Origin of the sequence: Larkinella terrae, assembly GCF_009668025.1 — a bacterium.
GTDB classification, from domain to species: Bacteria; Bacteroidota; Bacteroidia; order Cytophagales; family Spirosomataceae; genus Larkinella; species Larkinella terrae.
Genome location: NZ_WJXZ01000006.1, coordinates 142,676 through 169,028, shown reverse-complemented (window position 1 = coordinate 169,028; position 26,353 = coordinate 142,676). Strand labels below are relative to the sequence as shown.

Here is a 26,353-nt window from a genome sequence, read left to right as displayed (position 1 = left end):
AGATAAATTGATTTTAATAGCATTCTAAATTATAGCTCTTTACAAAAATCATTTATTCCGATTTTTCCAGCGTCTATATCCTTGTTTTTCATCTTGGAAATTTCCGTTCTCGTCAAAGGGCGGGCGCCCCACCGAGTGAGTCAGTAAGTGGTTTTTTGACTGCTTTTTTTGTATCCCATTCGCTGCCAATCACTTGCCAAAATTTGGATTGCAAAAACCTACTCAAAACGCCCTAAAAATCGTGTCCTTCTTTGCCAAATACCGGTGATTTAATCTTGTGGCTGTAACAAAACCGCCCGCTATGAGCCGCGTCCACCGCCTGGTGATTGGTATCTCCGAAGTATTGGCCGAAGTCAACCGGCCGAACGCCGTCTTTGACCTGAAGTTTCGCAAAACCAACGGAACGGTTTCGGTCCGGACCGGCTGCACCCGGCTTCAGCCCACGCAGGCCAACCGGCTCAACGAGCGCAAGAAGATGAACCGCTCCGGCATCCTGAAGTGCTACCAGCCCACCGAACGCAAGCACTTCGACTGCTACATCGACCTGATTGTCACCTTCAACCGGATGCCGGTAAACCACCTGATGTAATGCCCATCCGCGAAATCGCACACAACGTTTACGTCGTGCCCTACGGCAAGAAAGGCGCGGCCACCGTCGTCACCTTCGGGGGCGATGCCAGTACCACCGTCGATGCCTCCCTGGACCGCGGCCGCGCCACCGGCACCAAAGCCGACCACATTCCGCGCGGGGACGACAAAGTGCTGCACCGCCTGCACCAGCTCGCCTGTGAGTCGCCCAACAAATGGCAGCTCATCTACACCAAAGCCGACTTTGCCGCCGGGCTGGGCCTGGGCGTCGGCATTGAAAAGGTCGTTGGCGACGATATCAAAATCACGCCGGTGATTGATCCGGCTTACACCGAATGGATCGACCGTCTGGCGCTGAACGATTATATTCCGGCGGCCGCCCTGCAACTGGCGTTTGCCGAAGAATTCTACGTGCGGTTTGCTTTCGAAACCGGCGGGAAGCTACTCGCCGTCGACGTGGTGGATGTGTTCGACATTCGGCCTGCCAAACTTGAAAAGGGCCAGACGAAAGTGACGGCCTACCTGATCAACGCCAATTACGGCACCAGCCGCTTCAAAAAAGACGAGTACGTGCGGGTTCCGGCCTTCGATTCTGCCGAACCGGCCAAATACCCGGTGTCGATCCTGCGCGTGGCACGGCCGGCCATTCCCGGCCAGCGGTTTTTTGCCCTGTCGCCCTGGTGGGGAACGGAGAACTGGACGAAAGTGAGCAACAAAGTGCCGGTTTTCAACGACAAAGGACTGGACAACGGCTACTTTATCACCCACCACATCAGCATTCCCGACGATTATTTTGATCAGGAAGGCTTCGAAGACGACGAAAAGCGCAAGGCCCATCAGAAGCAGGTGCTAGACGCGATGGCCGAAACCGTCTCCAGCTACGAGAACCCCAACAAAGTGCTGTTCACCTTTCACAAAACCGATTCGCTCGGCAAGGAACTGCCGGGCGTGCGGATCACGCCCCTGAAGTCCACCATCGACGACGAAGCGTTTCTGAACCTGTACAATGCTGCCAATATCGCCCAGGCGCAGGGCCACGGCGTGCTGCCCGCCCTGGCCGGGATCGAAACCGGCGCGAAGCTCGGCGGTTCGGGCAAGGAACTGGAAGCCTCCGCCAACTACATGCAGGACTTTCTGACGGTGCAGCACCGGCGGCTGATCCTCAAACCCCTCCTGCTCGCTCAAAAGATCGACGGCCTGGACCCCGCCAAAACGCTGTACATCCGCCAGATCAAAACCTACACGTACGACGTAACAGCCAAAAACCACCTGGATAATCCGCGGAACGAGGAAGGCGATCCGTCCGAAGACGAACCGAAAAACAAGCCCAAACCGGCTCAAAAACCCAATGCTGATTAAAGACACCGCCCAATTGAAAGCCGTTTTAGGGGGCATTCAGAAAACCATGCAATGGCCCACCTGGCAGCCCTTCGTCGAACAGGCCGAGCTGAAGTATATCATCCCGGCCATCGGCGATGAGCTGTACGAAGAGCTGTCGGCGCTCAGCTCTCCCACTGGCCGGTTTGTGCGGCTCTTGAAACACCTGCAGATTGCCACGGCCTACTACGCCTATTTCATCGGTTTGCCCCAGATGGTCTCAACGATGGGCGACGGTGGGGTGTCGGTGTCCAATCCAGCGCAGGCCCAGCCGATGGGCAAGTGGCTGTACGTCAGCATGAAGAAGGACATTATCGCCAATGCCAACCGGGCGCTGGAAGATGCCCTGTTTTACCTGGAGAGCTACGAAGCCGACTTCACGATCTGGAAACAGAGTGCGGCTTACTCGATGACCCACGGTAGTTTTCTGCACTCAGCCACCGAACTGACCCGGTATTTTCCCCACGCCCAGAAGTCGCGCCGGTTGTACCTGGCCCAGCGGGATTACATCCGGAAAGCGGAAGATTTTTTCCTCCAGCCCCTGCTGGGCAAACCGTTCGCTGAAGATCTCAAAGCGAAATTGGTGGATGCTACGTATTCGTTCACCGAGGAAGAAACGCACGCTTTGCAGCTCATTCGGTTTGCCCTGGCCAATGAATCATTCCGCGAATCGATTCCGTTCCTCAACATCACCGAAGACTGGCGGCTGCTGGCCGAAACTGACGGCATCACCAACGAGGACTACCTGCCCTCTGGCCGCCGGGAAGAGTTGGCGCTGCAGGCCGGGAAAGAAGCCGAGAAATTTGCCGGATTGCTCAAAAATTACCTGGACCAAACAGCCAGTCCCACCGTGCTGGCCGCCTATTATAACTCACCGGCCTACACGCCCCCGGTGCAGAAAACCGCCACTGGTAACGGTTTTCCCAACGATCCCAACCAAAACTACTTTGTCCTATGAACCGCGCCTACGTTGCCCTGTTGCTGATAGGGTTATGCCTGCTACTTATCGCCTTGAAATACACGCTGTTTCCCGACCTATCATGGTGGTGGATCACCGCCCCGCTTTGGGGGCCGCTGGCATTGGCTTTGGCCCTGACCGTCTTTCTTTTTTTCTACGCCGTTTTGATTACCGTCTATGCAAAACCTCACTAAACACACAAAAGTCACCGAAGCGGGCAAGACGCTGGCCGTGAACGGCCATGTTGTGCCCGAACTCTCGGCCATTCAAGCCGAAGAAGAGCGGTTGAATGCCGATTTGGAACGCATCGAAAGCCAGAAACAGGCCATCGAAGACCGCAAGCGCCAGGCGCAGGAAACCGAGCGCAACCAACTGGTGGCGGAGCGTGATTCCTTGCTGGAAGATGCCCGGGATTTTCGGCAGCAGGCCCGGCAGGCCCCCAACGAAGATGAGAAACGCACTCTCTACAGCTTTGCGGCCGATTCGGAGCGGCAGGCCCGCGACATTGATCGCAAATTGGGGCTGGCGACTAGTGATCCCAGCGAAGCATCGCCGGACAAACGCTGGTTTGAACAGCACCACCGCCTGACGTTGGCCTTTCAACTGCTGGGTGTCTTTGTTTCCCTTTGGGTGGCCTACAATAGCTTCACTGACCTGCACAATATGATTCAGGAGGTGAATAAAAGCCTGGCGTTTGACAAGCAGATGCAGCCCTACGATCTGACGAGTGTGCAGAAATTCGCCTACGAGAAGTTCGTGCAGCTCACCGATCTGCCCATTGCCCTGCTGCTGCTGATGTTCGTGGTGCCGATGGTGGGCTTTTATGTCCTTCCATTTGTGCAGTCGGGGAAAGATTTTTACCGGGAATTCTTTGATGAACTAACACCGTGGCAACGATCCAAACTCGCAACCTGCTTTATCTTGGGCTTCTTGCTCTTGGCAGCTTTATCGCACCTGGTCAAACCATGAAACCGGCCAAATCGAACCCCTATACCCTGGCCCTGACCAGTCTCACCTTCGCTGATGAAGGCACGCTGCGACAGGCCATTTTTGATACCGCCCGCGCGCAGGTGGGCCTCCGCGAACGCACGAACCGCAATGATCACCCCAAAATCGCCTTGTACAACAAGTCGCTGGGCCTGCCCGAACGGGCTTACTATTGTGCTTCCGGATTATACTGGTGCCACCTGCGCAACGGCGTCAAACTACCCATCGCCAGCCCCGGCAGTGTGGCCAGTTGGTTTGCGAATTCCAAAAGGATCGTCTACCGGCGCAGCACGCGCGGCAATCAGCGGGTCGGTCAAAAACCGATGCTGATGGATGGCGTCAGTTTGTTTGCCAGCCACATTGAAGGCTTCGCCCAGACCCGCTGGGACCCCGAAGCCGAATCCATCGATTGCATCGGTTTCAATACCGGCGGCACCAACGGCATTGGGGGCGTCTACAAAACCCGCCGTCGGATGCGGGAAATCAAGCTCATCGTCAACCAGATCAGCCCGTACTGGCAAGCCCGCCCATGAAAACCGTCTGGCTCAACGCCCTCGCCTATCCGGTACCCCAGGCGTGGCACGAATGCACCAGCCGCCAGATCGTAACCCTGTTGCCCCTGACGCTGTTGCCGGTTGACCTATTGGAGCTGAAAGAGCGAGCCGACCTGAAGGCCCGCGCCCTGACGGTGCTGATGCCCATTCCCCCGAAAATCCATCGACAGCTCAGCTCCGAACAACGCTACCGGCTGGGCCAACTCACCCGCTGGCTTTGGCAGACGCCCTTGCAACACAAGCCCCTGGACTGGTTCGAGATTGACGGGGTTCGGTATAATTTACCCGAGCCAAACTACAGCAACACCTCGGCGATTGAAATTGCGATGGCCAACATCCACTACCTGGCCTACACCCGGCCCGAACAACCCAACACGCTGGCTGTCTATACGCTGATTGCCACCTTGTGCCGCCCAATCCGCAAGGATGCCGAGACCTTCCGTCAGTCGGCCGACTGGACTGGTGATCTGCGCGAAGAGTTCAACTCGGTACTGGCCGACGAGCGCGCCCGCAAGTTTCAGAAGCTCACCATTGGGCAGGTAATGGCGGTTTTAAAATACTTTGAGTGGATGAACAACCGGTTTTTTGAGAACTACCAGGATGTTTACGACGAAGATGCGTCCGAGGAGCCGCCCCTGTACAAAAACGGAGAAGGCATTCTGACCTCACTGATGGACATTGCCAAACTGGGCGTTTTTGGCAACTTCGATCAGGTCTGCAAACAAAACGTGCACACCGTCTGGCTATTTCTGAGGGACAACAACCTGAAGATTAAACGGGAAACCGAGCGAATGGAAAAGGAAATGGAAAAATACCGCGATTCGATTGGCGGTTAATCAGATATAATACTGATTAAGCAGAAAAAATATTTAACTTTTTTGAATCCAATTTATAAAACTCAGCTTCTAAGAAATACGTGAAAAACACCGTTGATTTAAAAATTAATCTTTCTTTTCTTGCTTCTGGCAAAGGCAATCCTATTTGATTGATATACTCCTTTCTGAAATATTTCAATAACAAGAATTATTTAAGTTTATATAATCAAATTACTAAGTTTTCCTCGCAACAATTTAATCACTTTAAAATATGAAGCTACTTTTATTTTTCTTATTTGCCTTCTTCTTCCAACAGGCCATTTGTCAAGACCTTTATTTCTCTGAAAAAGGTAAACATATTAAAGAGTTGACTATAATAGTGGACTCAACAAAGGACACCTATGCCACAATTTTTCTAACATATGAAAAGGTAGGGGCTAATTTAAAAGACAAAAGAGTTCAATTAAGAAGTGAAAAAATAGTTGAGGCTAGAGTTAGTCTATTAAAAATGGGTACTCTCGACATTGATAGTTTGAATAAGTATATCGATTTCATTGATCTTGAACACTCCTTCCAGCAAAGCGAGACCATAGGAGTACCAATAATCATTAAGAAGGGGTTTAGTTATAGCCTATTCAAAAACAAAAACATTATAATCGGTCTCGAATCAGACCCAGAAGAGCTGATCAAAGAAGATGGTGTAATTTTACAAGTGAAGTTGGAGAAAAAGCAAGTGAAAGACTTTGATTCAAGCGATTTTCAGTTTACACTATTAACGGGTAGCAATTTTAGCTTTTTTGAAAAGCCAAAACTCACCAATTTCGCAGGAATTTTAAACGCTTATATGCCTAATATCATTGGTAGATTGGGAATTTCCGTCGGTATCTCAAATTTAAATTTTACGATGGATGACCCTAGTTTTTCAAATGTAATTTACCCACCGAAAAATGTTTTAATTGATCCAAAATCAGGCTTTGTCTCTGGTGCAGCCTACGAAAGTATAACCTATAAGCGTTACCGTTCCGAGAATCTAACCAGCTGGTCTTATTATATGCAACCAACTTTTGAGCTATTTTCCGGAGAAAACTATAATCTTTCTATACTTGGTCATCTAGAATTTCTATCCCAAACGTCAAATTCTAAAATATCTGAAAAAAATGTTCAGATTGACACATTAAAAATTGTATTACCCCGTGATGAAAAGATTGTCCTCAGAAGCAACCGTACTCCTGAACCTGATCGAACTATAACATTACCCTTTTCACATGGTTACTTTGGACTTGGAGTTTTATGGAATGTCAAGCAGAAAGATAAATTTAACTTTAGTCTTAACGCTGTTGGAGGAAGAACAACCGATAACTTTAATGCTCGTCAACAACTATTTTTTAATGAACTCACTAATCCTCGACGTGATCCCATATTAGAAATCGATAGGTCTTCGAAGTGGTTCTATTTTGTAAGAGCCCTATTAACCGAGAAATTCACAAAAGTTAATGCAACCATTGGACTTGATCTTCGAGGAAACGGAAAATATCCCCCGCAAGTAGGGGCTTACCTTGGTATTAAAGTTGATTTTAGCAAGTTCTTTGGTTCATAGCATGCTGCTAAAATTTAGCCGATATATTGTTTATAAAAGTACCGACTAAATTTTAGAATTGAGAAAACTGTCCTGTTGCTTAAGACACTCTCCTTTCATTTTCGCCGGAAACCATCCTCAATATGATACTTTCCGGCGATTTTACTTCCTACGTGGCCTACTTCCGGCAGTGGGCCACTGCTCACCCCGATCTAAAATTCTTTCTCTACGGCGGGGTCGAAAAAGGCATGGACTATGCCCGCTCCTTTCCTGACTTCGATTACCCCCTGGCCTGGCTGGAGCAGCCCATCGTTCTACCCGGCGACAACTTTGCCGCTAACCACATGGCCGTCTACAAAACCGGTCTTTCGGTGCTGGTGCAGGCCCCGCTCGACGACAACGACGCCCAGATTGCCGCCTATGCCCAATCCTTCCAGATTCTGCTGACGCTGCTCAAAAAACTCCGGCTCGACAACCGCGCCAAAACCATCCTGTGCGATCTGAACAGCATCCGCCTGGAAGCCGTCAGCCTACTCTGGGCCGATTCGCATTACGGATGGCGCATGGAGGTCAATTTCGAAATGAATCTGAACGAATTCCTGTATTAACATGGACGCCCTGGCAAGCCTGACCCACTACCCGGTTCACCTGACCGGCAATCACATCGTCGTCAACATCGAAGCCGCCGACCCCATCACCTTCGCCGACCGGACCGGTTTGCGCTACGGCTTGACGCTGATGACCCCACCCTACTTTCTATCAAACACCTTTGAAGAAATGGATACGCTGGTGGCTTCGGAAATTCCGCCCGAAGTGCTCAGCACCGGGTCGGTCTTCAAAGGAGCTTACTTCGACGTGGCTCCGCACCTGGACTCGCTCTTGATCCGCACCCCGCCCCTGTTCCGGCAAACCACCATCGGGATCTGCGAAAGCCTGACCACGCCTTACTACGTTCGCAAAATCCGCACTCACGATGATGCGCCCATTGATCAGCTCGATGCGCCGGTGGCCTACGCCATAAAAGCCGGGATTGCCGAGCGGGAGTATGCCGCCTACCATGATTTCTTTTTTACCGAGTACATTGGCAAGGGCAAACGGTTTCTAACCTGGGCACCCAACGCCCGCACCGTCCACGCCGACCATCAGGAGTATCTGTACCTGCTGACCCACTTTTCGCCCCTGCCCACCAGCCTTAAGCTGATCTGCCAGGCTTATTACACCGATGGAACCTCGGAGCGTCGGGTGGGCAATCAGCTCACAACGGTTTACCCGTACAAGGTCTATTCGTTTCCGGTCGGCCCCAGAGCCCTGGGCCTGCTGAATAGCCCCAAACCGGTGAGTCACTTTGAGGTCTGGGTCAGCAACCAGGACGACGAGCGGCTGACCGAAATCCGCTGGTACCGGCTGGAAACCCAGTACCGGCGCAACGTGCGGTTTCTTTTATTTGCCAACAGCCTGGGCGGATTTGATACGCTCTACTGCACCGGCAAGGGCGTCGAACAGGTGAAGTACGTGCGTCAGATCACCGAACGGTTTACCGGATATGATTACCCGCCCGAATTCTCCGAGAAACAGATCAACCAGGTCACCGGCGAACGGGAACTGACGGTCAGTACCGGCTGGCTGAGCAAGGTCCAGGCGGAGTATTTGCAGGAACTGGCCCTATCTCCGGAGGTCTATCTGGTGACCGATCGGGCCTACCTGCCGTTAATGCCGGTGACCGACAGCCTCAAAACCGCCGATGACGACGAGACGCTGATCGGCCGCACCTTCGTGTTCCGCTACACCAATCCCGAACAGCACTACAGCCGCCTGCCCTCCCCGGAAAATCTACCCAAGCGTCCCACCGGCTGGCGGCCCAAAGCCATCACCTGCCTGCTGGATGCCAACGGCAAGCGCACCGGCCTAAAGGCCGCTGTTCTGCTGGAGAAATACTACCTGGACGATAACACCCGCGTGCCCGAAGCGCCCATCAAGTCGAACGTACCCGGTACGGAAGGGTATTTGCCGCCGGTGCCCAGCGTCGACTGCCAGGTGACGCCTTTCCTGAGTGCGGCCATCGGCCGGTCGGGCACCTACCAGCGCAGCAATTGTGGTGCGGATCAGGTAGGTGGTCCGGCGCTTATTTCGGTACCGGCCGGGCTTTTTGGCTCGGAAGTCAGCCAGGCTGATGCTGACAGCAAAGCCGAAGCCGAATACCAACGCCTGAACACCCAGTCGTACGCCGATCTGTACGGTTCTTGCACGACGGCCCCGGAACTGTATGCCTGGGAAGTTCCGGCGGGTCACTGGCATTACCGGTCGGGCAGTCATACCCAAATGCAGGTTTATTTTGGCATGCAGCCCTGGGGCAATAGCTGGACAGTGCAGGGGCTACCGGGGCCGTATGTGTATCCTCAAAATACCAACAACCAGAATTTTCCGGTGCAACCTGATGTGTACTGGTGGTTTGCCTTCCTGAGTGGAAAGCCGCTGAAGAGTTACCGCATTCAGGTGTTTTCGAATGGGGCCGTCATTATCGACAAGGTGGTGGTGATGAACCACGAAGGCACCGAGCACATCTGGCTGTTTAGTTATGATGGGGTAAACTTCTACAACCCCACCAGCGGAGCGAAGGTGTACGTTAAAATGACCGAACAATGAGCGAGGAGCTAGATTTGTTGGATGAACTGGTCGATCTCGCCCAGGACATTGTACACGACGGCGTGGCGATGTTTCAGCGGGCCATCGAAGAAAAAGGGCTCGTGCTGACCGAAGACCTGCTACGGCAGTTTCAGGCCGGTGTCAGCCGCTCGGCCCTGACGCTGGTGGCCGAAATATCCTTCAACGAGTATGGGCGGTTTAAGGATATGTCCCAACTCCGGTACAACGACAAACTGCCCCCGCCGGAAGCCCTGGAGCAATTCGTGGCCAGTGTGGGGCTGGGGCAGTTTGGTCGGGTACCAGGCTACCGGGGCCGCACAGTAAGCAGCATCAACGAGGCAGCCCGCCGGATTGCAGCCGCTATTCTCTTTTCCCGCCGGAAGATGCCAGTGGTCAAAAAACAGTACAACGGCACCTGGTACAACAGCACCAAGATGCGGCTGATCAATTCGGCCCGCTATCGGCTGCGCGTTAAGACGGCGGAAGTCGTCGGGCAGTGGTACGCCCGGTTGCTGGAGAAGAGAGATTTCGAGTAACTCTATTCAAAAATGATTTGAACTGAAAAGTATTTGTCTCAAAAACTCAGGAAGTCCATGCTTTTTGAGCTATAGAATTGTGAGACAACAATTTGAGACGTGGCATTGAGATAAATGAAAGGTAATTTGATCCATCCTGTTCTACTCGTAATACGGGGGTTTCGTGAGACGATATAATAGCAGGCGAAGAATTTTTGGATTATAGGATTCGTATTGACTGAACTTTGCTTTTTGCAATACCAGGGTATTTGCTGTACTCCTAAGTCGATCAAATAGTGGTTTACTTAAGCATCCCGTGGCAGTAGCACACTGAAGGTGGCACCCTTCCCTTCTTCGCTTTCCGCATAGACAAAACCTTGGTGGTTTGCCGCAACTTTTTTTACAATGGAAAGACCTATACCCGTTCCTGGATATAATTCCCGTCTGTGAAGGCGGGTAAACACATTGAAGATCTTTTCAGCATACTCCTGGTTGAAGCCGATCCCATTGTCCTTTACTTGAAAAAGGTAGTAATGATTTGAATCAGGGATAAAATGTGACGGTACATCGGCTTTGTTTATTTCGTTTACTGTGATGGTTATTGCCGATGGTTCGCCAGGTTTGCTGTAGTTTAGTGCATTGCTGATTAAGTTTTGAAAGAGTTGCCCTAATTGCCTTCCATATCCTTTGACCACTGGCAACTTATCCATTGTAAGAGTAGTGCCTTTTTCCTGGATCACCAGTTCCAGGTCCGAAAGTACATCCGCCAGTTTTTCGTTTAAGTCAATTTCTTCCAGTTGGTGAGGCCCGTAACTAATATCAGCATAAGATAGCAGGTCTTCTACCAGCAGCATCATTCGCTTGTTTGCCCCTTTTACTTTTTCCATTAAGATAGTTTCTTCGTCATTCATCTTCGTGGCCAGCATATCTTGGAGCCGCTCGGTGAACAGTTGCACTTTGCGCAAGGGTTCTTTCAGGTCGTGGGATGCCGCTCTTGTAAAATCTTCGAGTGCCGCATTGGTTCGTTTGAGTTCGTCAATCAGCCGTTCTTTTTGCAGCTCAATCTCTTTTATTTCCGTAACATCGGTAAAAATGATAATCAGGTGATCCCTGTCCATGCGGGAAAGTGAAATCTCGATCCACCGCCCAGTCGACTCCAGTTGGTATTCGACCAGGGACGGTTCACCCGTATCCATGGTGTGGATAATTTTTTGAAAATAGGGTGTGTTTAAAATATTCGGCTCAAGTTCAACCGATGTTTTTGAAAAGTAGAGATCCTGGGGAATGCCAACCAGTTGGATGGCTGCCTTATTCGCCATGATCGGTTTCCCATCAATGATCTTTCCTTCCTGATCGCGAATAACCTGGCCAAATGAAATCCCATTTGATGAATGGGTAAAGATGTTATCGAGAATGTAATTTTTGTTTTCAAGCTCCCTGGCTTTTGTGTTAAGCTCCGTCACATCAGCAAACGTTACCATCAGCGAATGCTCGCCCAATTTAGCCACAACACTATCGTACCAGGCATCCTTCCCCCCGGCAGTGTAATGAGATTGGCTTCGTTGAGAGTTACCAGTCCGATAGACCTCCTTATATCGCTCAAAAGAACCGGTGGATTTTGTGGCTGGAAACAGGGCTAAAAGTCGCTTTCCGATCACTTGTTCCTGGGAAAGACCACTGAACTGTAAAAAGATATTGTTAAGTAAACATGAAATCGATCACTTTTTGTTGCTCATTTAACACCGCATCCAACACGTACCAGCCATTCAGGGAATTATTGAGTATCAGGTTTACCAGCTCCTGTTGCTTTTGTTTTTCCAGGCGTTCCTTCATTTCTGCATTAACATTCTTAGTAATCGAGAGGATTGCACCGTCTATTTTGCGTCGGAGTACGTCAAAATATATGTCAAGCAGTTCATTGTAATAGGTAGTTTGTAAATCCTTGCCCGAGGTATACACCTCGATTAATTGCTGAGTAAGCTTTTTTCTTCCTTCTTCGCTATAGCCTGCCAGCTCACTAACTTTTTGCCCTTTCATCAGGGCGTAAGGTAGATTTGCCTGCTGCCTGGCAGCATCGTTGAAATAGAGCAAGGTAAAATCAACAATCGTATCACCCTCTTCTGATCCAAATACGGGAGTATGCAATACAATCGGTTCGGGATGGTTATCGAGTACGGACGTCAGTAACTTTTCATCGGGTGAACTGAACATAGCCCCAAGATATTAAAATGTAATTAAGCTGTTTATTAGACTTTGCGCCATGGTCGATGGGATATCCAACGGCTCCCTGGATACCCATAATAATAAATTTCGGATTGGAGTAAGATTCCTCTGGTGCGGGGTAGTTCTTTGGTTGTCCGTCAAAAGTACCGAAATAAAGCTACCCACTTTAGTGATTAACTATGAATTATTATTTTTTTAGGATGCTTTATGTAGTGTTCTACTAACTGGGGTCGACGGTTATTAAAAGTTTCAATAATCCCTCCTTTTAGTAAGACACTGTATTTCTAATATACTTTTACAAAAGCCGTCCTGTTTCAACCCCGGGCAGCTTTTCAATTTGGTGGACATTCTACTAATGCCACCGCATGAACCAGGTTGAAGAGAGTAAAATAAAGCTCATCATCGACGGCGAAGATGCCGAGCGGAGCCTAGCCGGAATGCGCCAGGAAGCCCGCGAAATTACCGCCGAGATGCGCCGGATGAAGGAAGCCGGGGAAGAAAACACCGACGCTTACCGCGAACTGGCCGCCCAAAAGAAACAGCTCAACGTCGAAACCCGCGAGTACATCCAGAATCTGGATCTGGAAAACGCGTCGGTTAACGAACTTCGGGCAAAAAAACGGCTGCTCAACAATGAGCTGAAAGACCTCAAAATCAACTCCGACGAGTGGATCGATAAAATGAAAGAGGTTGTCGACGTGGATCGGCGGCTCGATGGGGTTAACGCCGAAATGCGCGCCCTGCGCGATTCCACCGACGAGAATGTTTCCACCTGGAGCCGCCTGAAAGATACCTTCGTTAGTACCTTCGGCGCTTTTCTGCTGGATGATGTGATTCAGGAAGTCGTCCAATTCGGTAAAGAGTCCATCCATGCGGCCGCCGAAACCTCCGATGCCTTCGCCGATGTGCAGAAAAGCACCGGCATGACCGCCGACGAAGTAAAGGGGTTGAATGATGAAATCGCCAAAATCGACACCCGCACCGCTCAGTCCGAGCTGTTGGAAATCGCCAAAGTCGGCGGCCAGATCAATATTGCCAAAGACGAAATGCTCGGTTTTGTCCAGGCCACTGATCAGGCAGTCGTCGCCCTGGGCGATGAATTTTCCGGGGGCGTTGAGCAGGTGACCACCACGCTGGGCACGCTTAAAAATCTGTTTCAGGAAACCAAAAACCTCGATGCCGGCACGGCCATCAAACAGATTGGCTCAGCGCTCAACGACCTGGGAGCCGCCGGAACCGCCACCGCTCCGGTCGTGGCCGACTTCACCCAGCGGATGGGGCAGCTCGGCAACCTGTCGCCCCAGATTTCCCAGACCCTGGGATTGGGAGCCGCTTTTCAGGAAATGGGTCTGAGTGCAGAAATAGCCGCTGGCGGTTTGTCAAATATTCTGCTGACGGCGGCCAAAGATACGGCCACTTTTGCCCGTCAGCTCGGCATCACCGAGGGGGAAATGAAAAAGCTCATCAACACTAACCCCAATGAGTTTTTGCTGAAACTGGCCGAAAGTCTGAAAGGACTGCCCGCCGATGTGGTCGCCAAACGACTGGCCGATTTGGGCATCAAATCCCAGGAAGCCACTAAAGTCATGTCGCTCTTGAAAGACCAGACCCAACTGGTGCGCGACAAACAGGAGTTGGCAAACAAATCCATGCAGCAGGGCACCTCACTGACCAACGAATTTATCCTCAAGAACACGAATGCGGCCGGACAACTCGAAAAAATGGGCAAAGCGGTCCAGGCGGTTTCCGTCGATCTGGGCAACAAGCTTTTGCCGATGGTGCTGAAAGGGGGCGAATACGCCATCGCCTTCGGTAAAGCCGTAGGCGCAATTCCAGCATTCCTCAATGAGAATAAAGTAAGTATTGGACTCCTAGTAGCCGCTCTGGTCACCTTCAATGCCCAGGCGATTCTGGCCGAAGCCAATTCCCTCCGAATGGCCGCGGCCGAGAAAGCCCGTACCATCGCCACCGAAGCCGCGGCTGTAGCCCAACGGCTCTTGAATGTGGCCATGTCGGCCAATCCTATTGCGGCCGTCATCGCCATATTGTTGACGCTGGGAGCTGCCCTGGTGGCGGCTTATCAGCACAGTGACACCTTCCGCGCGGGCGTCAATGGCTTGTGGCAGGCTATGAAAACGGCTGCCGAAGTCACCGTACAGTTTGTCAAAGCCTTCCTGACAATGGATATAAAGGGCATGGCCGACGTGATGATGAACGGCGGCAAGAAGGTAGCTGATGCCTTCAGCACCACGTATCAGAGCACGCTGAAGGAAGCCCACGCAAAAACCGAAGCGGATCATAAAACCCACGTTGACAAAAAGGTTACCACCTCCAAAACCGGGGCCCAGGATGCCGCCACCGCCGGAGTTCAGATCAACGCCCAGGCGCTGACGGCCATGGGAGGTGATAACGATAAACACCGGGATGCCGAGAAGAAAAAACAGGAAGATCACGCCAAACAGGTTGCCGAAGAAAAGACACGCGCCAACCGCCAGGCTAACGATGACATTCGGCGCATGCAGATCGAGCTGATCGCCGATGACCAACAGCGGGAAATTGCCAACCTGACATTCAAGCGCGATCAGCAGAAACGCGCCGTGCAGGAGTCCGTGGCCGATGCCAAACTAAAGGCCCAGCAGATTGACCTGATCGAGAAAGACTTTGAAAACCGGGTCGCGGAAACGCAAAAGCAGTTCCGCGATAAAAAAGAAAAGGAGGAGCTGGAGAAACGGGAGAAAAAGCTGCAGGCGGAGAAAGAGCAGGCTGAGAAGGAGAAATCGCTGTTCAAGGACCTGGCCGATTACCAGTCACAAACCACCAAAACGCTCTACGAAAACCAACTGTTTGCCGCCCGCAACAATGAGCAGCAGACCTTTGAACTGAAGAAACAGCGCCTGGCGGCTGAGCTCGCTGAAGAGCGTCAGAAAATCCAGACCGAGTACAATGAAAAGAAAGCCCACATTGAACGGGTGTTGACTGACGAAACGAAAAAAGCCCAGGCTATCGACCAGCTTAACCAGTGGAAAAATGCCCAGTTGGGGGCGGCCGATCGGAAGTTTGAACAGGAAGCCACGGCACTCCATAAAGAGCATCACGAAAAACGGAAGCAAAACGTCCAGGAATTTTTCTCCGCCGTGGAAGGGCTGATGAATGGAGATTATTCCACTTTCATGAATTTCCTGCTTCAGAAACTGACAAATGCCAAAAAAGCCAATGCCGATGAACAACAGGATTGGAAAGAAAAATCGAAGGAAAAATTAGAGATTGCAGGTGTCGTTATTCAGGGACTGACCGCTTTAAATAAGCAATACCTGGACAATCAGCTCAAAAAGATTGAAAAAGAAAAGGAATCGCAGCTCAAATCGTGGAAAGAGCAGTACGATCAGGGCAAAATTTCCAAGGACCAGTACGAAAAGACGATTGCCAAGATCAATGCCGATGCCGCCGAAAAGGAGAAACAGGAGAAATTGAAAGCCTGGAAACGGGACCAGGCCATGCAGATTGCCATGGCGCTGATCAATGCCGCGATGGCCGCCCTAAAGTCGCTGGCTACGATGGGCTTTCCTCTGGGGCTGATCGGCGTGGCCGCGTCGGCAGCGATGGCCGCCATTCAGATCGGCATCATTAAATCCCAGAAGCCGCCTTCCTACGCTCAGGGCGGCTATTTGCGCAACGGGGGTGTACCCACCGGACCCGGCCACGGCACGCAGTACGGCCAGGCGGGCATTGCCCTCACCCGGCGCGATACGGGGCAGGAAATCGGCGAGATGGAGGGTGGAGAACCGATTATGATCCTGTCCCGCAACACTTACCGCAACAACCGACCCGTTATTGACAAACTGCTGCATTCCTCGCTGCACCGCAACGGCGCGCCGATCCTGGCGCGTAACGGGGCCGTCTTCGGCGACGGCGGAGAATACCGCTCCTACCTGGAGCCGCTGCAGGGTGGACGAATGTATCTGTTTGGCTCAGGCAAAGCCAAAAAGCAGGCCGAACAGGCCAAGTTTGAAGCCAAGATCGCCCAGATGGAAGCCCAGAAAGCCGAAGAAGACGCCCGCAAGGCCCAGGACGATGCGGCTTTGCAGCGGCTGGTGTTTTACAACCTGTACGCCCTGGACCAGCAAACCACGTTGACCTATAGCAATCACCTGCCCGAAGTCACGATGGGTGGCCTTTTGATCGAACTGCGGAAACTGTTCAACCTCTGGCTGGACTTCAACGCGCGCCGGAAGATCTGCACGATTGATTTTGTCGACGACGTGCTGGGTCAGCCCACGCTGACCAACTGGAGTTATAAAACCGGCACGGCGCATCTCCGGATTCCGGATCAGCATGGGCGACTGGAGTTGAGCTACGAGATCGACGGAAACGATGCGACGATGAAGCCCATTCCGGCCCCGATGGACAAATACCAGACCCCGGAAACCGCAGAGAATGCGGGCGGGGTGTTGCTGCCGATCAAGTCGCGGTTTTCCACTCTACTGACCGATCCGGCATCGGGCCTGGCCACCACCAGCCAGGCCGGGTTCAGCGTACTGAATAAAGATGCCAGACCTGTCTTGAGTAACCGGTTTTTATTCTGGAACGGGCTGATCGGTGGCGTGCCGACGGCTACCCACGCGCACGATGGCCAGACGCTGCTGTGGTCGGAGCCTGGCAACCTGGTGGAGAACTACTGGCAGCGGTTCGAGCAGTTCCGGGGCCGCACCTTCCCGATCCGGCGGAACCTGTATCTATCGGCTGCGGATCTGGCGCGGTTTACCATGCGGCAGAAAGTGCACATTCAGGGAGTTGATTACCTGATCAGCACCTTGAAAACCGCCCTGGGCGACAACCCGGTGGTCACCTGCGAAGCCGAAATGTGGCGGGTTTAAAAATCCGGAAATTTGTCGATATCGGTATCTTTCACAATGATCCCCAAATCCCGCAGGTATTCTTCAGTTTGCTGGGCATTGGAGTGTCGGCATTGTCGCTGAATCAACCGGATATTCTGCGTGGCCACCCAGAGGGCAATGACTCCGGTATGTTTCCAGCCGTATAAATCAAAGCGCTTATCGGTAAACCCCAGTTTAGCCAGTATTTTTCGATGACGCCGGTAGAAATACAGTTTATCGACGTGTTTTGAACCAGGCTGACCAGTTTTAGTAAACAGGTAGGCTTCCGGCGGGTAACTCCGGAGTTGATATTCGTCGATGAGTTTTTCAAGTCCGGGCGGAATCTGAATATGTTCGGCCTCGATGTCTTTGGCATTATCCGCATCGATCGCAATGGTCCGCTCCCTTAAATCCTTGACTTTCAATTTCGACACCTCGCCGTGCGGCCGCATAAAGCCGTAATAAATAAAGCTGATAAAAAGGAGTAGTTGATGCTGATTGGTCTCCAGGCAAAATTGCTTGATCTGATCGCGTTGTTCAAAGGTGTACGGCATGTGTTTATACCGACGAAACGACAGCTTGCCAATCTCCTTAAATGGATTGACCTCAATATGTTTTCGTTTCCGGAAATGCTCGAACAGCGTAAATATGGCATCTCGTGCATTGTTCCGTGACCGGTTTCCCAGGCGCTCCACGGTGGTGGCTTCATCCAAAAAATGAAGGGCATCGGCATCGGTGAAGTTAACCAGGGCCTTTTTCTGCAATTGATGACGCTTTAAATACTTTAATAAGGTATTGACGTGCGTCCGGTACGTCATGATGGTGTTGGGCTTGGTCGTCTTCTCCTTAAAACTCATAAACTGGTCAATCGCTTCCAGAATGAGAATTTTGGAGACGGAGCCATGTTTGACTCGGGAGGAACGGGTTGGGGGTGGATCGACTTTCGGGTTCTTTTTATTTTTCGCCTGGGTGGGTTCTACTTCATCGACGTAGGCCTCTCCTTTCTTCAAAATCCGTTTGAGTTCGGCAATAATTTCTTTGGCGTCAGCCAGTCGCTGGGCAACGGTATTGCCGGAAAGAACGACCCGTTTCCGAACGATGCACTGTTTTTTTTTGGACCAAATTCCGTATTCGACGACCCATTGCTTCGTCAAATCGTCATCGGCTGGTTTGGAGATAAATGGCTCTTTATAAGGAAATTTTGCGGTGGTGGTGGAATTGTCGGACATGAGAAATTTCACTTTTCTTTGCCATTTTTTTGCCATTTTTGCACTCATGGCAAAGACAAGCCCTGTAAATACTTGATTTACAGGGCTTTGAAAAGTGGAGACGCAGGGAGTCGAACCCTGGTCCAGACAAGGAAACCGTCGTGCTTTCTACATGCTTAGATGCGATTGGGATTGTCGGGAATCAGCCAGGCCCGCATCACGCCAGACCTCATCCGTAGGTGCTTGTGTCTTACTCAGCCGTTAACACCATAAACTGAGCCAGCGCTGCGAGTCGATGCCTCCTGATCCAGCCAGCAGCACGTATGCTGGGGAGACAATGGCATTAGCTAATCCTCCGGATTAAGCAGCCATGGCGTAGTTATATTCGCCAGTTATTGTTTGAAGGTTTGTTATACAGGAAATGCCCTCAACTCCCGGCATGCTTACACGCAGCGTCAACAAGCTGTCAATTCCGGTCGTCCCCAGAAACGTGTATGAATCGTAACGCAAAGGTACGGAAATTAGTTTTCCTTTCCAGCATCGATTTTTTCCGACGCCATCAAACTGCCCAGCCAGGCCATATACAAACCGGTTTCAATCGCCACCGCCCGCTCGGCGTGGGTCTGCCAGTCGCCGAAAAACGTTTCCATCTGCCGCAGCATCTCGGCCAGGTGTCCCTCCTCTTCTACAATGATCGAGCGAACGTTCACCTTGCTCCCCGATTCTGTCAGGACATTCTGATAAACCGGGTAGAGTTCGTCGGCCCGCACCTCGATAGAGTAGGTCACCAGCAGGTAAGCCGCGTATTTCAGGTCTGCACCCGACAAACCCAGGGCGGTTTTCAGGTACCGGCACACCTGCACATCGAGCCGGTTCAGGTAGGCGTGGCTGTCGGTGGGCGCCAGCAGGTACGCTGGTTCGTAGGTCGGGCAGTCGGTTTTGGAAACTTTCTGAATCTGTTTTTTCAGGTAATAGGCATGCCGGGCTTCCTCGGCCGCGTGTTTGAGCATCAGTAAATCGACGGTGGTTTTGGGTTCGGCCGCCGAAATCTTGCGGGCGCCGGTATTTTCCATCATCGACAGCGTATTCAGCCAACGCGCGTGCAGCGAATCGTCGGCCACCAGGTGGGTAAGCAGGTGTGTAAAATCCATTCGGAAACAGGAATTAATAGGCTGCAAAGATACAGCTTATGACTTGGGTAGCGGTCGGTTTTTTTGTACTTTTGAAGCTTTGTAAAAGTCTATTTGAAATCCGAATTTTTATAAGGCGGTTTTCTGAACAACGTTCGTTTTCATTAACTAACCTCTATGTATTCTTACAACCTTCAATCCCGGTTTCGCTTTCGGGCGCTCCTGTTGTGGATGCTGGTGTGTTGTCTGACTTTTTCGGCCGGATGGTCGATGGCCCAGGCGCCCCAGAAACGCTTATTAGTTTTCTCCAAAACCAAAGGTTTCCGGCACGCTTCGATTCCCGTCGGCAAACTGGCCATTATGAAACTGGGCAAGGAGAACGGTTTCGCGGTCGACACCACCGAAAACGCGGGTAAATTCACCGAAGCCAACCTGAAACGCTACAACGCCGTCGTTTTCCTGAGCACCACGGGCGACGTCCTGGATGATATGCAGCAGGCCGCTTTCGAACGCTACATTCAGGCCGGTGGCGGTTACGTCGGAATTCACGCAGCTGCCGATACCGAATACGACTGGCCGTGGTACGGCAAACTGGTGGGCGGTTATTTCATGAGCCACCCCGGCAACCCGAACGTGCAGGAAGGGGAAGCGTACGTAGTCAATAAAAATAACGTTTCGATGTTCGGTTTTCCGGATCGCTGGAAAATCAAGGATGAGTTTTACGACTTCAAAAACGTCAATCCCGATATAAACGTCCTCGTCAAAATCGACGAAAAAACGTATAAGGAAGGCAAAATGGGCGACAACCATCCGATGTCGTGGTTTCACGAATACGACGGCGGAAAGGTATTTTACACCAACTTCGGTCACCCCGACGAGACGTATGCCAACCCCGTTTACCTCAAACACTTGCTCGGCGGAATTCAGTATGCGGTTTCGGAAAAACTGGATTATTCCAAAGCCAAAACGATGCCGTTTCCGGAAGAAAACCGCTTTAACAAGGAAGTGCTGGCCGAGAAACTCGACGAACCCACGGAACTGGTGGTGCTCGACAACGGCAAGGTGCTTTTCACCGAACGCAAAGGCGCGCTGAAAGTCTACGATCCCAAGACAAAAGCGACCAAAGTCGTTGCGAATCTGCCGGTTTATACGAAGCAGGAATACGGTTTGATGGGCATGAACATCGACCCGAAATTCAAAGACAATCAGTGGTTGTATCTGTATTATTCGCCAACCGCCGAGAAATGGAAAGCCGATACGGCCCAGCACCTTTCGCGGTTTAAATTCGATGCCGAGAAGAATGAGCTGAAGATGGAAAGCGAGCAGGTGCTGTTACGGGTTCCGGTCAAGCGTGACGATAAATGCTGCCACACCGGCGGATCGGTGGCCTGGGATAAGTCGGGTAACCTCTACCTTTCGACCGGCGACGATACAAACCCCTTCGAGTCGCGCGGTTTCAGTCCGTCCGACGACCGGCCGGGCCGCGAAGGGTTCAACGCCCTGACGACCTCAAGCAATTCGATGGACCTGCGCGGTAAAATCCTGCGCATCAAACCGCTCGACGACGGCACTTACGCCATTCCAGAAGGCAACTTGTTCCCGAAAGGGACGCCGAATACGCGTCCTGAGATCTACGTGATGGGAAACCGGAATCCATACCGGATCTCGGTCGATCAGCGCACCGGTTTTCTGTACTGGGGCGAAGTAGGTCCCGATGCGGCCAATAACATTGAAAAATACGGCCCACGCGGTCACGATGAAATCAACCAGGCCCGCAAAGCCGGTTATTTCGGCTGGCCGCTGTTCGTTGCCGACAACCGGCCGTACCGTCATTACAATTTCGCCGACAGCACTTCCGGTCCGGCTTTCGACCCGGCCAAACCGGTCAATCCGTCGAAACTGATCAAGGGAATCAGCGAGTTACCTCCGGCGCAGAAGGCGTTTATTTATTATCCGTACGCCGATTCGCCGGAATTCGGCCCGATTGTCAGCAAAGGCGGCCGGAACGCAATGGGTGGTCCGGTGTATTACTACGATGATTATCCGGAAACCGCCGTGAAATTTCCGCGCCATTATGATGGTAAATTTTTCGCGTACGACTGGATTCGCGACTGGATTCACCCGGTGACGATGACCAAGGAAGGTGATTTTGTGAAGATGGAAACCTTCATGCCAAATACGAAATTCAGCCACCCGATCGACATGCAGTTTCACAAGGACGGGTCGTTGTACGTGCTCGAATACGGCCAGAACTGGTTTGCCCAGAACGACGACGCGCGCCTGTCACACATCACCTACAACGCCGGAAACCGCAAACCGCTGGTGGTTGCCAATGCCAGCAAAACCGTCGGTTCGGCTCCCCTGGCCGTTAAATTCGACGCCAAAGGTTCGCTGGATTACGACGGCGATGCGATCAAATACGAGTGGACGTTCGGTCCCGGTTTACCCAAGAGTACGCAGGCCAATCCTGCGTTCACGTATGCCAAACCGGGCGTGTATTATCCGACGCTGAAAGTTACCGATGCGGCCGGAAATGTATCGACGAAGAAACTGGAAATCCGGGTTGGTAACGAAGTTCCGAACGTTGAGGTGGCCGTTAAGGGGAATAAAACCTTTTATTTCGACAATAAACCCGTTGAATACGAGGTAAAAGTGGCCGATAAGGAAGATGGCAATCTTTCAACGGGCAAAATCAGCCCCGAAGATGTCACGATGACGATCAATTTCCTGGAAGGCTTTGACAAAACGCTGCTGGCGCAGGGCCACCAGGCCAATGTCGGTTTTGCCACCGGTAAACGGCTGATCGAACTCAGCGACTGCAAAGCCTGCCACAGCATTGATAAAAAATCCATTGGACCTGCCTACCAGGATGTGGCGAAGAAATACGCCAAAGAGCGCCGGACCGAGATTGTTAACAAACTGGCAACCAAGGTTATCGAAGGCGGTGGTGGCGTTTGGGGTGAGCAGGCCATGAGTGCCCACCCGCAACTGAAAGTGGACGAAGTCAAAGAAATGGTGAGCTACATCATGTCGCTGGGCGATAAGCAGCAGGTCGATAAAAAACCGCTGAAAGGAACCTACACCGCTCAAGCCAAGGAAAAAGATGGCTCGTACCTGTTCTCGGCCAGCTACACCGACAAAGGCGGTTCGGTGATCGGGCCGCTGACGGGCACGTCGACAGTGGCGCTCCGGAGTGCTAAAATGAAGGCTGCTTCATTCGATGAAGGCAAAAGTGTTTCCAAATACAAATTACCGACCGGCGGTGAAATCGTGTTCGCCGGAGCAACCAACGGGTATTTTGCGTTCAACGACATTGACCTCTCCGGCATTCGAAGTGTGACCGTCATGGGCTCGGCTTCCAAACAATACATGGCGGGCGGCACGCTCGAAATTCGGCTCGATTCGCCAACCGGAACGGTTTTGGGAATGGGCGAGGTAAAAAGTAACTCGATGGAAGCCGTCAATATTCCCTTCAAGACGCCGGTGAGCGGACCGCACAAACTCTATTTTGTGTACGTCAATCCGGGAGCCGGAAGCATACCGCTGTTTGCTCTGGATGGCATTCAGTTTAACGCCGAAACGATGTAAGGAGCGGTTTTTCGGATGATAAGTAGGTTGTATCGCGAAGTTAAGCAGAGTTAGAAGGAGTTAAGCGGAGAAAACTCTGCTCAACTCTTTAAAACTCCGCTTAACTTCGCGAAATAGCTTTTCAGTAACACGATTAGCACACAAAAAAGCCGCCGGGGTCAATGATCCGGCGGCTTTTTTTGTAACCCTATTACCGGGTCCTGCTGAAACTCTCGCGCGTCAGCACGGCCAAAAGAAACATGACGGCCCCGCAAATGGCCAAACCGCCCGATTCGCGGGCCAGTTCGATGTTGACGGTCTTCATCCCCATTTCGTCCAGTAAAAACCCCTCAAATTTGGGTGGCCACCAATACACCGCAACACCTAAATAGACAATGCCCGCTACAATATAAAACCAGGGTCGGGCGACATTACCAAAAGCCAAAAAACTGGCAATGGCCGCAAAACCGTAAATCGGAATCCAGACCTGCGGGTCAGGATCGTTGTACTGAAAAGCCGCAAAAAGGACAAAAAGCAAACCGAAGAAAATCGCGATGAATTTACGCATATTACGTAAGGTTTAGAGTTAAATGACGAATTATGGATGATGAACGATGAATGGATTGAAACAACGAATTCATCGTTCATCATCCTTAATTCATCATTTTTAGTGACAATATTCCGTAATGTAGGGCTGCGCTTCGGAATAGCCCAGTTGCAGCGCCTGTTTCAAACTTAAACAGCCCGTTTCGCGCTGATTGAGCATGATCTGCGTAACGCCCAGCGCGTTAAAGGCTTTACCAAATTTAGCGTTTAATTGCACGGTTTTGGTAAAATCTTCGAGAGCGGCCGGAAACTCATCCTGTTGAAACCGAATGTTGCCGCGGTTGAAATACGCCAGCGAATTCTTCGGATCCAGGTGAATGGCTTCGTTGAAATCCGACAAAGCCGAGGTCAGGTTTCCCGAGGTGGCAAATAATTGTCCCCGATCGAGGTAAATATCCGACGAGTCCGGCGCCCGGCGAATGGCTTCGGCATAATCCTTCAAAGCGACCTCCGTTTCTCCCCGGGCGGTTTTCAATTTGGCCCGGTTGTAATACGGTTTATAAAAATCCGGTTTCAACTGAATCGCCTGTTCGTAATCCAGCAGCGCATTTTCGTAGTCTTTCAACTCAAAATAAGCTACCCCACGGCTGTTAAATGCCTCATAATTACTTCCATCGGCATCGATGGCCTGGTTCAGCGGCTGAATGGCTTCCCGAAATTTGCCCTGCTGCATCAGACTCCGGGCCTCCGTCAGCTTTGCTTCCGAAGATGTACAGGCTTGCGTGATCCATAAACTGAAGAGAATAAAACTCAGGCTCAAAAATGAGCCCTTTCTTTTGCATATAAAATGGCCAAATACGGTATCTGGGATGATCTTTGTCATGATTACTATTTAAAATTGCCACAAAAGTAGCCAGCGACTTTTATTTTCCTGCATAAATTACTAATTTTGCACCCGGCAAACAGGCACTACCAGCTCCTGCTGAATCCCCCAGGTCTTGACGGAAGCAAGGGTAGGCGGTCGTAGCGGTGAGATGTCGGTTTGCCTTTTTTTGTTTCCGGAATTCCCACATGCCCAATCCTCGGGTTGATCGCTTCAAGATCAACGGGAATACGAAAAATCAGACCGCCTTGCTGAAGTTTATCTTTATTTTTAGGATCATTCTGACGTATTTAACTCATTTGTCAATATGTTTACGCCGGACTGCCGGAGCGGTTTTGGTTTTCCGACCAAACCGGCAGTTGCGTTTGTGCTACAGCTAACCATAAACCGAGTACCGTAACCTATTCTCCTCTATATAGATTTTATGAAATTTTTTATTGATACTGCCAATCTCAATGACATTCGCGAGGCCCAGGATCTGGGTATTTTAGACGGCGTAACCACCAATCCATCCCTGATGGCGAAGGAAGGCATCACCGGAAAAGATCGCGTCATGCAACATTATAAAGCGATTTGTGACATCGTTGACGGCGATGTCAGCGCGGAAGTCATTGCAACGACCTTTAACGAAATCATTTCGGAGGGCGAAGAGCTGGCCGAAATCGACGACAAAATTGTCGTGAAGGTGCCCATGATCAAAGAAGGCATCAAGGCCATCAATTACTTTTCAGAAAAAGGGATTAAAACGAACTGCACGCTGGTTTTTTCGGCGGGTCAAGCCTTACTGGCGGCCAAAGCCGGAGCCACGTATGTTTCTCCGTTTATTGGTCGGCTGGATGATATTTCGATCGATGGCGTGGCGCTGATCGAGCAAATTGCGCTGATTTACCGGAATTACAGCTATTCGACGCAGATTCTGGCGGCTTCCATTCGTCATCCGATGCACATCATTCAGTGTGCGGAAGTGGGCGCCGATGTGATGACCGGTCCGCTGAGCGTGATCAATGCACTCTTCAGCCATCCGCTGACTGACATCGGTCTTGCCAAATTTCTGGCCGACCACAAGAATGCAGGAACCAAATAATTATGAATGATGAATTATCAACGATGAATTGACTAACGTTTATCTTCGTAAAAGCAGTTCTTCGCAATCATTATTCATCGTTCATCATCCATCATTTTAAATTTATGTTTTCAACTGAACCCGTTCTGTCTCTGAATCAGGCCGATATCTATCAGGGCGGCCGGATTGTCCTGGGTGATGTGACGTTTGACGTCAATAAAGGGGATTTTGTGTTTTTAATTGGTCGGACAGGCAGTGGGAAAAGTTCATTGCTCAAAACCCTTTATGCCGATCTCTGGCTGCAATCCGGCACGGGTCATATAGCGGGTTTTGGGCTGGAGAAACTGAAACCGAAAGATGTGCCCTACCTGCGCCGGAAAATTGGCATCGTCTTTCAGGACTTTCAGTTGTTCATGGACCGAAACATCGAAGACAACCTGCGGTTTGTGTTGAAGGCCACCGGCTGGACCGATCCCGCCAAGATGAAAAACCGTATTTCGGAGGTTTTGATGCAGGTCGGTTTGGGCACATTGCATAAAAAAATGCCGCACCAGCTTTCGGGCGGGGAGCAGCAACGCGTGGTTGTTGCGCGGGCGATGTTGAACGAACCCATGATTCTGATTGCCGATGAACCCACCGGAAACCTTGATCCGGCGGTTGGCGAGCAAATCATGAATGTCTTTCAAACCATCAACAACTCCGGCACCGCCATCCTGATGGCCACCCATAATTACGATTTCCTCCGGAAATACCCCGCCCGCGTCCTGCGCGTGGAGGATGGGAAGGTGATTGAGCAGGGACTATGATTGGTTTGATTTTAATGATTGCGGTGATGAATATCTATTG

General features: G+C 51.2%; 21 protein-coding genes and 1 other RNA gene. 15 read left to right on the top strand and 7 right to left on the bottom strand.

Annotated elements, in window-relative coordinates:
- Positions 1 to 301 precede the first annotated feature (301 nt).
- The 11 genes from GJJ30_RS11385 (at position 302) to GJJ30_RS11335 (ending at position 10,034) form a co-directional block, all read left to right on the top strand.
- Complete coding sequence (locus tag GJJ30_RS11385; RefSeq protein WP_154175278.1) at positions 302 to 589, top strand: hypothetical protein; 288 nt, start codon at positions 302 to 304, stop codon at positions 587 to 589.
- Complete coding sequence (locus GJJ30_RS11380; protein WP_154175277.1) at positions 589 to 1,947, top strand: hypothetical protein; 1,359 nt, start codon at positions 589 to 591, stop codon at positions 1,945 to 1,947. Before GJJ30_RS11385 ends, GJJ30_RS11380 begins: the two co-directional genes overlap by 1 nt.
- Positions 1,937 to 2,923 (top strand): DUF6712 family protein, encoded by a 987-nt coding sequence (locus GJJ30_RS11375; RefSeq protein ID WP_154175276.1) that lies wholly within the window; start codon positions 1,937 to 1,939, stop codon positions 2,921 to 2,923. Before GJJ30_RS11380 ends, GJJ30_RS11375 begins: the two co-directional genes overlap by 11 nt.
- Positions 2,920 to 3,117 (top strand): hypothetical protein, encoded by a 198-nt coding sequence (locus GJJ30_RS11370; protein WP_154175275.1) that lies wholly within the window; start codon positions 2,920 to 2,922, stop codon positions 3,115 to 3,117. The genes GJJ30_RS11375 and GJJ30_RS11370 overlap by 4 nt, the downstream gene beginning before the upstream one ends.
- Entirely contained in the window at positions 3,101 to 3,892 is a 792-nt protein-coding gene (locus GJJ30_RS11365) for a hypothetical protein (RefSeq protein WP_154175274.1), read from the top strand. Before GJJ30_RS11370 ends, GJJ30_RS11365 begins: the two co-directional genes overlap by 17 nt.
- Positions 3,889 to 4,443, top strand: a complete 555-nt coding sequence (locus tag GJJ30_RS11360) for a hypothetical protein (protein ID WP_154175273.1) — start codon at positions 3,889 to 3,891, stop codon at positions 4,441 to 4,443. The genes GJJ30_RS11365 and GJJ30_RS11360 overlap by 4 nt, the downstream gene beginning before the upstream one ends.
- Entirely contained in the window at positions 4,440 to 5,300 is an 861-nt protein-coding gene (locus GJJ30_RS11355) for a hypothetical protein (RefSeq protein ID WP_154175272.1), read from the top strand. Before GJJ30_RS11360 ends, GJJ30_RS11355 begins: the two co-directional genes overlap by 4 nt.
- Before the next feature lie 250 nt (positions 5,301 to 5,550).
- Complete coding sequence (locus GJJ30_RS11350) at positions 5,551 to 6,876, top strand: hypothetical protein (RefSeq protein ID WP_154175271.1); 1,326 nt, start codon at positions 5,551 to 5,553, stop codon at positions 6,874 to 6,876.
- A gap of 122 nt (positions 6,877 to 6,998) precedes the next feature.
- Positions 6,999 to 7,463 carry a hypothetical protein gene (locus GJJ30_RS11345; RefSeq protein ID WP_154175270.1) on the top strand — a complete coding sequence of 155 codons (465 nt, stop codon included), beginning with the start codon at positions 6,999 to 7,001 and terminating at the stop codon, positions 7,461 to 7,463.
- A 1-nt stretch (position 7,464) separates the two neighbouring features.
- Positions 7,465 to 9,498 (top strand): DUF5977 domain-containing protein, encoded by a 2,034-nt coding sequence (locus GJJ30_RS11340; RefSeq protein WP_154175269.1) that lies wholly within the window; start codon positions 7,465 to 7,467, stop codon positions 9,496 to 9,498.
- Entirely contained in the window at positions 9,495 to 10,034 is a 540-nt protein-coding gene (locus GJJ30_RS11335; protein ID WP_154175268.1) for a hypothetical protein, read from the top strand. The genes GJJ30_RS11340 and GJJ30_RS11335 overlap by 4 nt, the downstream gene beginning before the upstream one ends.
- A 284-nt stretch (positions 10,035 to 10,318) precedes the next feature.
- Here GJJ30_RS11335 and GJJ30_RS32580 read toward each other — a convergent pair whose 3' ends face one another.
- Both GJJ30_RS32580 and GJJ30_RS11325 read right to left on the bottom strand, forming a co-directional pair.
- Positions 10,319 to 11,671, bottom strand: a complete 1,353-nt coding sequence (locus GJJ30_RS32580) for a PAS domain-containing sensor histidine kinase (protein WP_154175267.1) — start codon at positions 11,669 to 11,671, stop codon at positions 10,319 to 10,321.
- Between the two features lie 40 nt (positions 11,672 to 11,711).
- On the bottom strand, positions 11,712 to 12,224 hold the full coding sequence (locus tag GJJ30_RS11325) for a hypothetical protein (RefSeq protein ID WP_154175266.1): 513 nt from the start codon (positions 12,222 to 12,224) through the stop codon (positions 11,712 to 11,714).
- A 377-nt stretch (positions 12,225 to 12,601) separates the two neighbouring features.
- On the opposite strand from GJJ30_RS11325, the gene GJJ30_RS11320 reads away from it, so the two are divergent.
- Positions 12,602 to 17,110 carry a phage tail tape measure protein gene (locus tag GJJ30_RS11320; protein WP_154175265.1) on the top strand — a complete coding sequence of 1,503 codons (4,509 nt, stop codon included), beginning with the start codon at positions 12,602 to 12,604 and terminating at the stop codon, positions 17,108 to 17,110.
- Here GJJ30_RS11320 and GJJ30_RS11315 read toward each other — a convergent pair.
- The 3 genes from GJJ30_RS11315 to GJJ30_RS11305 all read right to left on the bottom strand — a co-directional run bounded on the left by GJJ30_RS11315 (position 17,107) and on the right by GJJ30_RS11305 (position 19,469).
- On the bottom strand, positions 17,107 to 18,339 hold the full coding sequence (locus tag GJJ30_RS11315; RefSeq protein ID WP_170299170.1) for a tyrosine-type recombinase/integrase: 1,233 nt from the start codon (positions 18,337 to 18,339) through the stop codon (positions 17,107 to 17,109). The genes GJJ30_RS11320 and GJJ30_RS11315 overlap by 4 nt on opposite strands.
- A 92-nt stretch (positions 18,340 to 18,431) precedes the next feature.
- Positions 18,432 to 18,802, bottom strand: a transfer-messenger RNA (tmRNA) gene (ssrA, locus tag GJJ30_RS11310).
- Between the two features lie 37 nt (positions 18,803 to 18,839).
- Positions 18,840 to 19,469: a hypothetical protein gene (locus tag GJJ30_RS11305; protein ID WP_154175263.1), complete on the bottom strand. Its 630-nt coding sequence runs from the start codon at positions 19,467 to 19,469 to the stop codon at positions 18,840 to 18,842.
- A gap of 210 nt (positions 19,470 to 19,679) precedes the next feature.
- On the opposite strand from GJJ30_RS11305, the gene GJJ30_RS11300 reads away from it, so the two are divergent.
- The gene (locus GJJ30_RS11300) at positions 19,680 to 23,036 is read left to right on the top strand and encodes a ThuA domain-containing protein (protein WP_154175561.1); all 3,357 of its coding nucleotides are present in this window, start codon (positions 19,680 to 19,682) and stop codon (positions 23,034 to 23,036) included.
- Positions 23,037 to 23,226: 190 nt separating this feature from the next.
- Here GJJ30_RS11300 and GJJ30_RS11295 read toward each other — a convergent pair whose 3' ends face one another.
- A complete protein-coding gene (locus GJJ30_RS11295; protein ID WP_154175262.1) occupies positions 23,227 to 23,583 on the bottom strand; it encodes a transmembrane 220 family protein in 357 nt (118 codons plus the stop codon).
- Positions 23,584 to 23,682: 99 nt separating this feature from the next.
- The gene (locus GJJ30_RS11290) at positions 23,683 to 24,444 is read right to left on the bottom strand and encodes a tetratricopeptide repeat protein (RefSeq protein WP_154175261.1); all 762 of its coding nucleotides are present in this window, start codon (positions 24,442 to 24,444) and stop codon (positions 23,683 to 23,685) included.
- 424 nt (positions 24,445 to 24,868) lie between these two features.
- On the opposite strand from GJJ30_RS11290, the gene fsa reads away from it, so the two are divergent.
- A complete protein-coding gene (fsa, locus tag GJJ30_RS11285) occupies positions 24,869 to 25,528 on the top strand; it encodes a fructose-6-phosphate aldolase (RefSeq protein ID WP_154175260.1) in 660 nt (219 codons plus the stop codon).
- A 104-nt stretch (positions 25,529 to 25,632) separates the two neighbouring features.
- Positions 25,633 to 26,313: a cell division ATP-binding protein FtsE gene (locus GJJ30_RS11280; RefSeq protein ID WP_154175259.1), complete on the top strand. Its 681-nt coding sequence runs from the start codon at positions 25,633 to 25,635 to the stop codon at positions 26,311 to 26,313.
- The last annotated feature ends 40 nt before the right edge of the window (positions 26,314 to 26,353 follow it).

Excerpts from the sequence above, each read along its gene's own strand:
- GJJ30_RS11360 (WP_154175273.1), top strand. The coding sequence starts at position 3,889 with ATGAAACCGGCCAAATCGAACCCCTATACCCTGGCCCTGACCAGTCTC.
- GJJ30_RS11350 (WP_154175271.1), top strand. The coding sequence starts at position 5,551 with ATGAAGCTACTTTTATTTTTCTTATTTGCCTTCTTCTTCCAACAGGCC.
- GJJ30_RS11375 (WP_154175276.1), top strand. The coding sequence starts at position 1,937 with ATGCTGATTAAAGACACCGCCCAATTGAAAGCCGTTTTAGGGGGCATT.
- GJJ30_RS11320 (WP_154175265.1), top strand. The coding sequence starts at position 12,602 with ATGAACCAGGTTGAAGAGAGTAAAATAAAGCTCATCATCGACGGCGAA.
- GJJ30_RS11340 (WP_154175269.1), top strand. The coding sequence starts at position 7,465 with ATGGACGCCCTGGCAAGCCTGACCCACTACCCGGTTCACCTGACCGGC.
- GJJ30_RS11345 (WP_154175270.1), top strand. The coding sequence starts at position 6,999 with ATGATACTTTCCGGCGATTTTACTTCCTACGTGGCCTACTTCCGGCAG.
- GJJ30_RS11305 (WP_154175263.1), bottom strand. The coding sequence starts at position 19,469 with ATGGATTTTACACACCTGCTTACCCACCTGGTGGCCGACGATTCGCTG.
- GJJ30_RS11315 (WP_170299170.1), bottom strand. The coding sequence starts at position 18,339 with ATGTCCGACAATTCCACCACCACCGCAAAATTTCCTTATAAAGAGCCA.
- GJJ30_RS11295 (WP_154175262.1), bottom strand. The coding sequence starts at position 23,583 with ATGCGTAAATTCATCGCGATTTTCTTCGGTTTGCTTTTTGTCCTTTTT.
- GJJ30_RS11325 (WP_154175266.1), bottom strand. The coding sequence starts at position 12,224 with ATGTTCAGTTCACCCGATGAAAAGTTACTGACGTCCGTACTCGATAAC.
- fsa (WP_154175260.1), top strand. The coding sequence starts at position 24,869 with ATGAAATTTTTTATTGATACTGCCAATCTCAATGACATTCGCGAGGCC.
- GJJ30_RS11385 (WP_154175278.1), top strand. The coding sequence starts at position 302 with ATGAGCCGCGTCCACCGCCTGGTGATTGGTATCTCCGAAGTATTGGCC.
- GJJ30_RS11290 (WP_154175261.1), bottom strand. The coding sequence starts at position 24,444 with ATGACAAAGATCATCCCAGATACCGTATTTGGCCATTTTATATGCAAA.
- GJJ30_RS11370 (WP_154175275.1), top strand. The coding sequence starts at position 2,920 with ATGAACCGCGCCTACGTTGCCCTGTTGCTGATAGGGTTATGCCTGCTA.
- GJJ30_RS11335 (WP_154175268.1), top strand. The coding sequence starts at position 9,495 with ATGAGCGAGGAGCTAGATTTGTTGGATGAACTGGTCGATCTCGCCCAG.
- GJJ30_RS11280 (WP_154175259.1), top strand. The coding sequence starts at position 25,633 with ATGTTTTCAACTGAACCCGTTCTGTCTCTGAATCAGGCCGATATCTAT.
- GJJ30_RS11365 (WP_154175274.1), top strand. The coding sequence starts at position 3,101 with ATGCAAAACCTCACTAAACACACAAAAGTCACCGAAGCGGGCAAGACG.
- GJJ30_RS11355 (WP_154175272.1), top strand. The coding sequence starts at position 4,440 with ATGAAAACCGTCTGGCTCAACGCCCTCGCCTATCCGGTACCCCAGGCG.
- GJJ30_RS11380 (WP_154175277.1), top strand. The coding sequence starts at position 589 with ATGCCCATCCGCGAAATCGCACACAACGTTTACGTCGTGCCCTACGGC.
- GJJ30_RS11300 (WP_154175561.1), top strand. The coding sequence starts at position 19,680 with ATGCTGGTGTGTTGTCTGACTTTTTCGGCCGGATGGTCGATGGCCCAG.